The organism is Campylobacter sp., from assembly GCF_052170435.1.
Lineage (GTDB): Bacteria > Campylobacterota > Campylobacteria > Campylobacterales > Campylobacteraceae > Campylobacter_A.
The window spans coordinates 38,724-48,747 of the sequence record NZ_JBQNAN010000017.1; the positions used below are offsets into that span (position 1 = coordinate 38,724).

11 protein-coding genes are annotated in these 10,024 nt (G+C 45.0%); 8 read left to right on the forward strand and 3 right to left on the reverse strand.

All coding sequences use genetic code 11. The annotated features are described in order from the left end of the window. Window positions 1-288 precede the first annotated feature (288 nt). The 4 genes from ACTTJF_RS07625 (at window position 289) to ACTTJF_RS07640 (ending at window position 1,942) form a co-directional block, all read left to right on the forward strand. Complete coding sequence (locus ACTTJF_RS07625) at window positions 289-759, forward strand: hypothetical protein (RefSeq protein ID WP_442551431.1); 471 nt, start codon at window positions 289-291, stop codon at window positions 757-759. Window positions 760-889: 130 nt separating this feature from the next. Next, window positions 890-1,123, forward strand: a complete 234-nt coding sequence (locus tag ACTTJF_RS07630) for a hypothetical protein (protein WP_442551432.1) — start codon at window positions 890-892, stop codon at window positions 1,121-1,123. A gap of 229 nt (window positions 1,124-1,352) precedes the next feature. After that, entirely contained in the window at window positions 1,353-1,487 is a 135-nt protein-coding gene (locus ACTTJF_RS07635; RefSeq protein ID WP_442551433.1) for a hypothetical protein, read from the forward strand. A gap of 86 nt (window positions 1,488-1,573) precedes the next feature. After that, complete coding sequence (locus tag ACTTJF_RS07640; RefSeq protein ID WP_442551434.1) at window positions 1,574-1,942, forward strand: hypothetical protein; 369 nt, start codon at window positions 1,574-1,576, stop codon at window positions 1,940-1,942. Window positions 1,943-2,285: 343 nt separating this feature from the next. Here ACTTJF_RS07640 and ACTTJF_RS07645 read toward each other — a convergent pair whose 3' ends face one another. The 3 genes from ACTTJF_RS07645 to ACTTJF_RS07655 all read right to left on the reverse strand — a co-directional run bounded on the left by ACTTJF_RS07645 (window position 2,286) and on the right by ACTTJF_RS07655 (window position 5,903). Beyond that, entirely contained in the window at window positions 2,286-3,524 is a 1,239-nt protein-coding gene (locus ACTTJF_RS07645; protein ID WP_442551435.1) for an ArsS family sensor histidine kinase, read from the reverse strand. A gap of 16 nt (window positions 3,525-3,540) precedes the next feature. Continuing rightward, complete coding sequence (locus tag ACTTJF_RS07650; RefSeq protein WP_442551436.1) at window positions 3,541-4,233, reverse strand: response regulator transcription factor; 693 nt, start codon at window positions 4,231-4,233, stop codon at window positions 3,541-3,543. A 254-nt stretch (window positions 4,234-4,487) separates the two neighbouring features. Next, window positions 4,488-5,903 carry a Do family serine endopeptidase gene (locus ACTTJF_RS07655; RefSeq protein ID WP_442551437.1) on the reverse strand — a complete coding sequence of 472 codons (1,416 nt, stop codon included), beginning with the start codon at window positions 5,901-5,903 and terminating at the stop codon, window positions 4,488-4,490. A gap of 176 nt (window positions 5,904-6,079) precedes the next feature. Between ACTTJF_RS07655 and ACTTJF_RS07660 the strand changes: the two genes are divergently transcribed. The 4 genes from ACTTJF_RS07660 to ACTTJF_RS07675 all read left to right on the forward strand — a co-directional run bounded on the left by ACTTJF_RS07660 (window position 6,080) and on the right by ACTTJF_RS07675 (window position 9,784). Beyond that, on the forward strand, window positions 6,080-6,952 hold the full coding sequence (locus tag ACTTJF_RS07660) for a DnaJ C-terminal domain-containing protein (protein ID WP_442551438.1): 873 nt from the start codon (window positions 6,080-6,082) through the stop codon (window positions 6,950-6,952). A 1-nt stretch (window position 6,953) separates the two neighbouring features. Beyond that, on the forward strand, window positions 6,954-7,331 hold the full coding sequence (locus tag ACTTJF_RS07665; protein WP_442551439.1) for a heat shock protein transcriptional repressor HspR: 378 nt from the start codon (window positions 6,954-6,956) through the stop codon (window positions 7,329-7,331). Between the two features lie 125 nt (window positions 7,332-7,456). Next, window positions 7,457-8,902 (forward strand): potassium/proton antiporter, encoded by a 1,446-nt coding sequence (locus ACTTJF_RS07670; protein WP_442551440.1) that lies wholly within the window; start codon window positions 7,457-7,459, stop codon window positions 8,900-8,902. A gap of 75 nt (window positions 8,903-8,977) precedes the next feature. Beyond that, window positions 8,978-9,784, forward strand: coding sequence for a class I SAM-dependent methyltransferase (locus ACTTJF_RS07675; RefSeq protein WP_442551441.1), 807 nt, complete (start codon window positions 8,978-8,980; stop codon window positions 9,782-9,784). Window positions 9,785-10,024 lie beyond the last annotated feature (240 nt).

Genomic DNA, 10,024 nt, shown 5'->3' on the forward strand with positions numbered 1-10,024 from the left:
GCCGTTTTCGTCTTGATTTTGACCTCTATATATGTAGCTTTCTTTGAAAAGACGGCAAAAGCAAAAATGCATAAAAGTAAAAATTTAGAGCGAGAAAAAGTGTGAAATGTGCTCAAAAGACATACCATTAGAAATTACGACAAAAAGCCGATTATCGTCAAAAATGACTATAAAATCAAAATCGCTTTTATAACTATGATCATTTTTATCTCGTTATCTTTATTTTTAATTTGTAACAACCTTGAGCCAAAGCCCGACTTATTTGACGAACATATCAGAAAAGCGGCTTTGGCTACCGGTATTATCGGGATACTCGGGAGCGCGTATTTTTCAGCGGTGCTGTTTTTTGAAAACAGAAAAAAGATTTACACGAGGATATACGGCGACTATTTGCTCCACGACACTTACGGGTCAGATTCTATTTTTTTTAAAGCTCAGGCGGATCAAATTCGGCTTGAGTTTAACGATTATTTACAAATTAGCTATGGTTTTTACCCTACCCAAGGCGAGGCGAAAGACTACGCACCTAGCGGTAAAAATTTTAATGAAAAATACGAAAACGCTCTGGCTTTTCCGATAGTTTTTGCGCTAAAGCTTGCGTTTACGGCGATGTTTTTCGTGCTGAGCGCATTTAAATTTAAGAAATACTATATCTTTAAAAACGATAAATTCGTAGTTTCGGTTTTGGTAAATAGTGAGCTGGAAGATAGGTTTGGCAAGGTCGGATTTGAGATTTTAACCTTAATGCATATTGCATGATTTTATTACCGATTGCTAAATTTAATACAATAAAAACCTAGCACTAGCAAATTTAAAAGCTGAATTTTAAATAATCTTTTTCCGCCTTTTGAAGCTATTTAATATATAATGTCTCAAATTTGGGAGAAAAATGACGATCGAGTATGCGCACCGCATTGCCGAGGCGGCGGGACTGAATATTGATTTAGATTGCGAAGGGATCGATTTGCAGGATAAGCTTTACGGGCTTTTTCAGTATTTTATGCCTGACGGCGTGGGCGCGCGGGCGGTGTTTACGCCGCCGCAAAACGGCTCTGAGCTGCAAGCATCCATAATGCCGATCTATGCAGGCACGGCGCAGCAGACGCGGGAGGCGTTTGATTAGGATGCGGTGCCCTGGTGCTTTTGCCCGCCCGAAACGGCTAAATTTGATGATGAAAGGCTCAAGAGTCTAGCCTTAGTGCACGTTCGAAATTTAAAAATTTTGCCGAGTTTCTCGGCGATGACGAGCTTTTAAGGATGCTTGGCGAAATTAAATCCGCTCGCATGCAGGAAAGTTTTGATTTTAGAGGGAATGAGCACGAGCTTACAGACGCCGTATACGAGGCGAGTGGATGATAGATTCGCCGAAATTCGATACGAAGCTATCGGTGCTCGGCGAGGCGTACTACTTGGTTGATTGCGACTATCTGCTACCTGTGTATTTGCAGTATCCAAACTATGCGCAAAAGCAGCAGGAGGACTTTTAAAGCCGTATTTCGAGCCGTATCTAGCTGGGCACCAGATCGCGTTTGAGCGCGGCGAGGTCGTGGTTTTTACTCGATAAATTTACGTGGTGGGGCTAAAAAAGCGAGCAAACGCGCATCTAAAGGGTGCCATTGGTAAATTTAAAAGCGAGTTTAGCGAGGTGGAGCGGGACTACGCACTTGGTGAGCTTTGCCGCGAAATTTTAGACGAAAACCAAAGCGAGCTAAGAAATCTAAAAAACCGCGGCAACGGCGAACTGCCATTTGAGCTGGGAGGGCTAGTCGGCGAGTATCTAAAAGGGCGCTGCGACGCGCGAACCGTGGAGCCATACTTTTGTATGCTACTAGACGCGCTAGACTGGGGTGCGCACCACTTTCCAGAGGGCTACCTGATAGAGCGCGCACGCTACGAGCGACTAATCGGCGAAGCTCGCGACATAACAGAAAACACGAGATAAGCGCGCGGTTAAATTTAGAATTTGAATACTTAGTAAAGCTTTACGAGTGCTATTTTGAGTTTAAATCTCGCAGCGGCGAGGTCGATTTTTACGTGTTGTGCGAAAAAGCGGGGCTAAATTTTGCCCCCCCCCGTAAAGTCTTTTTATTATTAGTAGCGAGGAGCTGCTAAATTTAACTATATGCAAATTTAAAACAAGCGACGAATTTACGGTTTAAAATTTGGCGTTTAGTCGGTCGCAACGATACGCCGAATTTTAAAATTTAAGTAAAAAAGCTCGCTTTAAATTTTAACTCAAATTTTACTCGCACATCGAAAATTTTACAAAACGCTCAAATTTACCCCTACGCCGCGATATTTTGCAGGTCTTCAAAGCTAAATACGTTTAGTCCATTTTTGTATTCGTAGCTTAGAGTTAGCTTGTGGGCTTTGATTATGTTTTCTACGATGTAGAGTCCTAAGCCGAAGCTCTTTTGCGCGCTTTCGCCCTTGGTAAAGGGCTCGACGTAGTGGCGCAGCTCCTTTGAAAGCCGCTCGCCTTCGTTGATAAATTTGATAGACTCGCGCGTGATCGTTATATTTACGTGCTTGTTTGGAGAGTATTTTAGTGCGTTGTCGATCATGTTTTTTGCGGCGATAGCCAGTAGCTTAAAGTCCGCATTTAGATTCACGTCCTCTAGCTTGCTAATAGTAACCTGCCCGGGATCTACCATCGCTATATCCAGAGCTTCGTCGATGATATCGTCGATACGGCAAATTTTAGTGTTATTTAGCGCGATGCTTGAGGTGACTTGCTCGACGGCGGCAAATTCATTTATGAGATTTTCGAGTTTTATAAACACCGACACCAGTCGTTCTTGATTTTTGCTTTTTTCGATCATTTCGGCAGCTAGGCGGCCTTTGGTGATCGGGGTTTTTAGCTCGTGCATTATGTTTCTTAAAAACAGCTTGCGCGACGCATTTAGGTTTTTAATCTGAGACACCGCGTCGTAAAACGCCTCCGCAACCTCTGAAATTTCGTCATTACCGCTGCTGACGTTTTGTACCTCGTCGATCTCGCCCGCGGCAAATTTGGCTATCTGGCGCTTTAGTTTTCTTAGCGGTTTTAGCTTCCTGATAACAAAAACGTAAGCGGCCAGAAGTATGATCGCGACTAATAAAAAGATAATCTTGATGATGTCGTAGCGGTAGGGCTGATAGTCGTTATCCTTTAAAAGCAGGATTTTATCCACGTGCTGAACTTTTAGATAGTGGTGATTTTGATAGATCATGATAGCACTGGAGCCGATATCTGCGGATATCTCCTCAAGCACGGTTGCGTTTGCTAGGATCTCCTCTTTTTGCCGCTCATTCGTGACCTCAGGCATCTTAAAGTCGCCCGTTTGGCGCTCGTACTCTTTTTCGTTTATGATACCGCTCATCAAAAAGAGCTGATTTCTAGCGATCGTGGAATATTTGGCGTTTAGCTCGCGCGCGTAGTTTTGCTTGTCGTAGTCCATCAGCCACAAAAACGCGAGAAATATGCTTGTTAGCGCCAAAGCAAAGATAAAAGTGATAGTGTAAAAAACCGATGAGCGTTTCATTTGCGGACTTTAAAATTTACTGCATTAGCTTGTAGCCGATACCGCGGATAGCGTGGATGTATCTTGGCTCTTTTGGGTCGTCGCCTAGCTTGCCTCTGATGCGCCCGATGATAACGTCGATGCTCTTGTTCGTCGAGTCCTCGCTGATGCTCGCGCAGTTGTAGATGAACTCCTCGCGCGTGATGGCGCCACCTTCTTTTTGTAGCATGTATTTTAGGATGTCGTACTCCGCCGCGGTCAAATTTAACGGCTCGCCTTTTAGCGTGATAGTGTGCTTAAAATCATCTACCGCGATATCTTTCTCGCGCACAGGCTCTTTTGCGCCGCTTAAATTTGCGCCCGCTACAGTGCCTTGGCGGCGCAGATGGCTTTTGATACGAGCTAGCAGCTCCTGCGGGTCGTATGGCTTTGGTAGGTAGTCGTCAGCGCCGTTATCTAGGGCGTTTACTTTGTCGGTGATGTCGTGGCGCGCGCTTGAGATGATGATGGGTACGTCGTGGCGCTTGCGGATCTCTTTGCATACCTCTAGGCCGTCAAGTCCCGGCAGCGTGAGGTCCAGTATAACAAGATCAAATTTTTCTACGTTTAGCGTCGAAAGCCCGATGTAGGGCTCCTCCGCCGTCGTTACGCTCATATCGCTTTTAGCTAAAAACTCGGTCAAAATTTCAGCTAGCTCTAAATCGTCTTCTATCATCAGAATTTTTATCATTTTATGTCCTTTGGGGGATTATAGCGAGTTTTGACTAAATTTTTAATGGCGGCCGCGGCTCGTCTTTTTTGCAGCGCTACGCTTACAGCTTGCAGATGAACGCTTTTGTTAAGCTTGTCTAAATTTGAAACTAGAAATTTAATCGGTTCAAATTTAAAAAGGATAGGGCATCAAATTTGACGGGTGAAATTTAAGATAAAATTTGGAAAATTGAAAAAGAAAAAGGCGCAGTTTCCCGCGCCTAAAGGTAGAAATTATTTTATAACAAGACCTTGGAAAAGTCCGCCGCGATTGACCCAAACGAGCGTCTTTTTGCCTTTTGCACTTGCTAAAGCTTTGTTAAAATCATCCATATTTTTGATATTTTCTTCGGCGATCTGGATGATGATGTCGCCTTTTTCAAAGCCGATTTTTTCGGCATTTGAGCCAGCCTTTACGTCGGTTACCAGGATACCGGCTGCGTCTGGAGCTAGGCGGTATTTGTACCTTGCGTTGTCGTCGATCGCCGTGACGCTAAGACCCTCGATCGCCGTGCCGTTTTTTGCGGTAGGGGCGTTTGATTTTGTGTTGGCGTTAGCTAGTTTTATTTTGGCGGTTTCGATTTTGCCCGAGCGTTCGTAGGTTAGCGTGATCTCTTTATTTGGCGCTAGTGAGCCTATAAGATTTTTGAGATCGTTGGCGTTTTTGATCTCTTTATCGTCGATTTTGATAACGAGGTCGCCTCGTTTTAACCCGGCTACATCGGCAGGAAGGCCGCTCTCTACGCTGCTAATGAGCGCTCCTTCTTTGTTTTTATAGATCTCTTTTTGCTCTTCATTTAGATTTGCTATCATCACGCCGATATATCCGCGTTCGATCTTGCCGTCTTCGATGAGCTTTTTAGCGATATCTTTAGTCATATTTGACGGGATGGCAAAGCCGATGCCGTTGTTTCCGCCGCTACGGCTAAGTATGGCTGAGTTTATGCCGACTAGATAGCCGCGACTATCTACTAGCGCGCCGCCTGAGTTGCCCGGGTTTATCGAGGCGTCTGTCTGGATGAAATTTTCGTATTGATTTAGACCGATATTGTCTTTATTTAAGCCTGAAACTATACCCTGAGTGATGCTGCCGCCTACGCCGAACGGATTTCCGATGGCAAATACTATATCGCCTTCCATCAGTTTAGCCGAGTCGGCAAACGGTATGGCTTTTAGCTCTTTTGCGTCGATTTTTATGATGGCTAGGTCGGTTTTCGGGTCGGTGCCGATGATTTTGGCTTTATATTCTTTATCGCTATCTAGCAGCGTGACTACGATCTCGTCGCTATCTTCTACGACGTGGTTGTTCGTCACGATGTAGCCGTCGCTAGAGATGACGACGCCGGAGCCTAGCGAGCTGCTTTTTTGTTTTTCTTGAGGGATGTTAAACTGAAATCCGAAAAAGTCCTTGAAAAATGGATCGCTAAACATATCGTTCATATCTGCTACGTTGCTGCTAACGGTTTTTGTGGTGGAGATATTTACGACCGATTTTTTAGCGTCGGCGATAGAGCTGTTGTAGGACAGAACGACATTTTTGTTAAATTCCGGATTTATTCTAGTAAAATCCTCTGCGGGTTCGTTAAAGTTTATGCTTGCGGCAAATACCGCGCAAGAAGTAGCCAAAGATAATATCATTATCTTTTTCATTACTTTTCCTTTTGATAAAATTTTTTTCAAAGCGCGATTATATGGCGTTAAGCTCAACGTAAAGTTAATTATTATTTAAGTCGTTTAAAATCGTTTTTATTTACTATACTTGATTGACATACGCTAAACCTTTGTGCTATAATCGCTATAAAATTAATTGACTATAAGGACATAACATGAGCAATAGTCTTTACGAAACGTTAGGGGTGTCGGAAAAAGCCACCGGCGACGAGATCAAAAAGGCCTATCGCAGGCTGGCTCGTAAGTATCACCCCGATATCAACAAAGACCCGGGCGCGGAGGATAAATTTAAAGAGATAAACGCCGCATATGAAATTTTAAGCGACGAAAAAAAGCGCGCGCAGTACGACAGACACGGCGACGCGATGTTCGGCGGGCAAAATTTCCATGACTTTGCGAGCAGCTCGGGCATGGGAAATTTGGACGAGATTTTAAAAAATATCTTCGGCGGAGGCGGCTTTAGCGGATTTTCTAGCAGAAGCGGATTTAGCGGTTTTAGGCAAACGGGCGGATTTAGCGGCTTTGAGGACGAGGAGGATCTGGATTCGCGAGCGAAAGTAACTATCCCGTTTGACGTAGCAGTAAAGGGCGGCGAGCACTCGATAAATTTTAACGGCGAAAACATCAAAATAAAAATCCCAAACGGAATCAACGACGGCGAAAAGCTACGCATAAAAGGCAAGGGTAGCGGCGGACGCGGAGATCTGATACTAACCGTAAATATCGCGCCTAGCGACGAGTACGAAAGAGACGGCGACGATCTATATAAAGACGTGCTAATCCCGCTAAAAACGATGATGTTCGGCGGTAAGATAGACGTAAAAACGCCCAAAAAAGACGTCACGATAAAAATCGCCGAAAACTCAAAATCAGGTCAAAAAATCAGGCTCAAAGGATACGGCGTGCAAAATAGAAAAAGCGGGATATTTGGCGATCTATACTTGAGGGCGCGCGTGTCTTTGCCGGACGTAAATGCCCTAGACGGCGAGCTAGCCGAGCTTATGAAGCAAAAACTCCCGGAGGCATAAGATGAAACAATACGAAGAACCGGTCTATCTAATAAGCGTCGTAGCCAAGGTACTCTCCATACATCCGCAGACGCTGCGCCAATACGAGCGCGAAGGGCTGCTTGAGCCATCAAGAACCGAGGGTAAGATGCGCCTTTACTCCGAAAAAGATATGGACCGTATCAAGATGATACTGCGCCTAACGCGCGATCTAGGCGTAAATTTAGCAGGCGTCGATATCATCTTGCAGCTAAAAGAGCAGATCGAGCAGTCTGAAGCCATGATAAAGCAGATGAAAGAGGAGCTGGCTAAAATGGAGCAGGGCGGCGTGCCGTCTAAAAAAGCTCTGGTAAAGCGCAAAAATAGCTTTGATCTCATCTTTTATGATGATAAAAATTAATCCTTTTTATCCGTTAAAAAGGTAAAATCGGGTAAAATTTATTTACAAAACGCGCCAAATTTGAGGCTGTAAGGGCGCTAAATTTAGCCTTAAATTTGCCCCGCTTTGAACTCAAATGAGGCACAATGTTAGAAACTTTTTTACTTTTTTTTTCTATCCTGCTCATCGCTTGTATCGTCTCCAGCAAGGTTTCAGATAGATTCGGTATCCCGTCGCTAGTCGTATTTTTGGCCGTGGGCATGCTCGCAGGCTCGGACGGACTGCTTGGGCTTGATTTTAACAATCGCCAGATCGCCCAAGATGTGGGTACTATCGCGCTTATTTTTATACTTTACGCGGGCGGACTTGATACGAATCTAAAATCTATCCGCCCAGTCATGGTAAACGGCATCATCCTAGCGACTCTTGGTGTCGTGCTGACTGCGGGCATGATAGCAGTGCTCGTAAAATACCTATTAGGTCTTGACTGGCTAGAGGCTTTGCTTTTTGGTTCTATCATATCCTCGACCGACGCGGCGGCGGTGTTTGCGATACTAGGAGCAAAGGAAATTTCGCTGCGAAACAACATCCGTCCGCTTCTGGAGCTAGAGTCAGGATCAAACGACCCGATGGCGATCTTTTTAACCGTCACGATGCTACAAATCATCTCCATAGCCACGATCCCTAGCGTTCCGGATGTTGCGCTAACGCTGGTGAAGCAGTTTTTGCTAGGCGGGCTGATGGGTTATGTGTTTGGCGTCGCGCTGCCCGGGCTTTTTAACCGCCTCAGGCTTGAGTACTGGGGACTTTACCCCGTGTTTTCGATGGCTTGGGTGATGCTTTTATACGTGCTAGCGGGCAAGGTCGGCGGCAACGGCTTCCTTGCCGTATATATCGCCGGTATGTTTATAAATAAAAAAGAGTTCGCGCATAAGAAAAATTTGATCGGTTTTCACGATGGTATCGCTTGGACGATGCAGATCGTCGTCTTTTTGACGCTGGGGCTTTTGGTAAATCCATCTCAGCTACCGGCCGTCGCGCTTGCCGGCATGGTGATCGCGTTTTGGATCATGTTCGTCGCGCGTCCTATGGGCGTTTTTCTCTCGCTTTTGCTCTCTAGATACAATATCAAAGAAAAGATGTTTATCTCATGGGTCGGGCTTCGAGGCGTCGTTCCTATCGTACTTGCAATCTATCCGTTCGGCGCAAATTTACCAAATTCGGAGCTCATTTTTAACACGATATTTTTCGTCGTGTTCGTCTCGATCATCATCCAGGGCATGACGCTGGAAAAAGCCGCGCAAAAATGCGGTGTCAAAGAAGAGGTCGTCACCGAAGAGGTCGAGATGTCGAACTTGCCGATCTTTTACCACACTTTACGCCAGCACACCATACGCTTTGACTCCGAAGTCGTGGGCAAAAACCTAGCCGAGCTCGAGCTTCCTAGCGACTTTTTGGTGCTACTTATCAAGCGCAAAGGCGAGTACGTCAAACCTACCGGATCATCGGTGTTTGAAGAGGGCGACTTGCTACTGATCCAGTGCGAGGACGAAAACAAATACAACGAAACCTTAAAGACGTTTACGGCGTAAATTTGTCAAATTTTAGCCTTCGGCTTTGGTCAAATTTGATGCCGATCGGTTTGTTTTGGGCTAAAAGGAGTAAATTTGAACCTATCCGCCGTTTCAAAGACGCTGTTTATCCCGCTTAGCGCGCGAATTTTCGCTTCTAAAAATTTCCCCGAGTATTTTTACGACGAAAAAGCTCTGTCTCTCGAAAAAATCGTGCAAACAAACTGCGAGTCCGTGCAAGAAAAATCATCCGAATACGCCCTGATGGCATCTGCAGCCAGATACTACAATATGGACGATATCGTGCGTAAATTTTGCGCAAAATATCCAAAATGCAATGTCGTTTATCTAGGCGCAGGGCTTGAAACGGCCTGTTTTCGTTTAAAAATCACAAACGCGTCCTTTTGTGAGATAGACTTGCGTGAGGTGATAGAGCTTAGGCGGCGAGTGCTAGGCGAGTGCGCAAACGAAGCGCTCGTAGGCTGCGATATGTTTGACATGGCTTGGGTGCGGCGCATCAATGAGAGCTTGCCTACGCTATTTGTGGCGTGCGGAGTATTTCAGTATTTTAAGCGCGATCAGGTTTTAAATTTGATCCGCGAGCTTAAAAACGCCTTTAAAAATGCCGAGCTCATGTTTGACGCAACAAACGAGGCGGGTCTAAAATACGCCAACAAATATGTAAAAAGCGTCGGAAACGATGAGGCGATTATGAGATTTTGCGTCGAGGACGGCTATAAATTTGCGCTGGAAGCAGGCGTAAATTTGATAGAGGAGAGGGTATTTTTCGCTGATGTTCGAAAGATTCTTGCAAAAAGGCTTAAATTTGCCACCCGCCTTATAATGAAATTCGTAGATTTTACGAAGCGGGCTAAAATTTTGCATTTTGATTTGAAGTGTTAGCCGTCTAGCCAAAAACATTTTACGTCCGCGCCTAAAGTTTTTAAATTTTTGTGGTTTAGTAAAGCTCGGATGGTTTTATGTAGATATATTTTCTTAAATTTACGTTCCGATCGAAGTACAAGTTCGCAGCGTCAAAGTGTCGCGAGTGAAATTTAGAGCAGATTTTCATCTGCTCCGTTTAAATTTACTCCAAAGCCTGCGCGAGATCGGCGATGAGGTCGTCTGCGTTTTCTAGGCCGA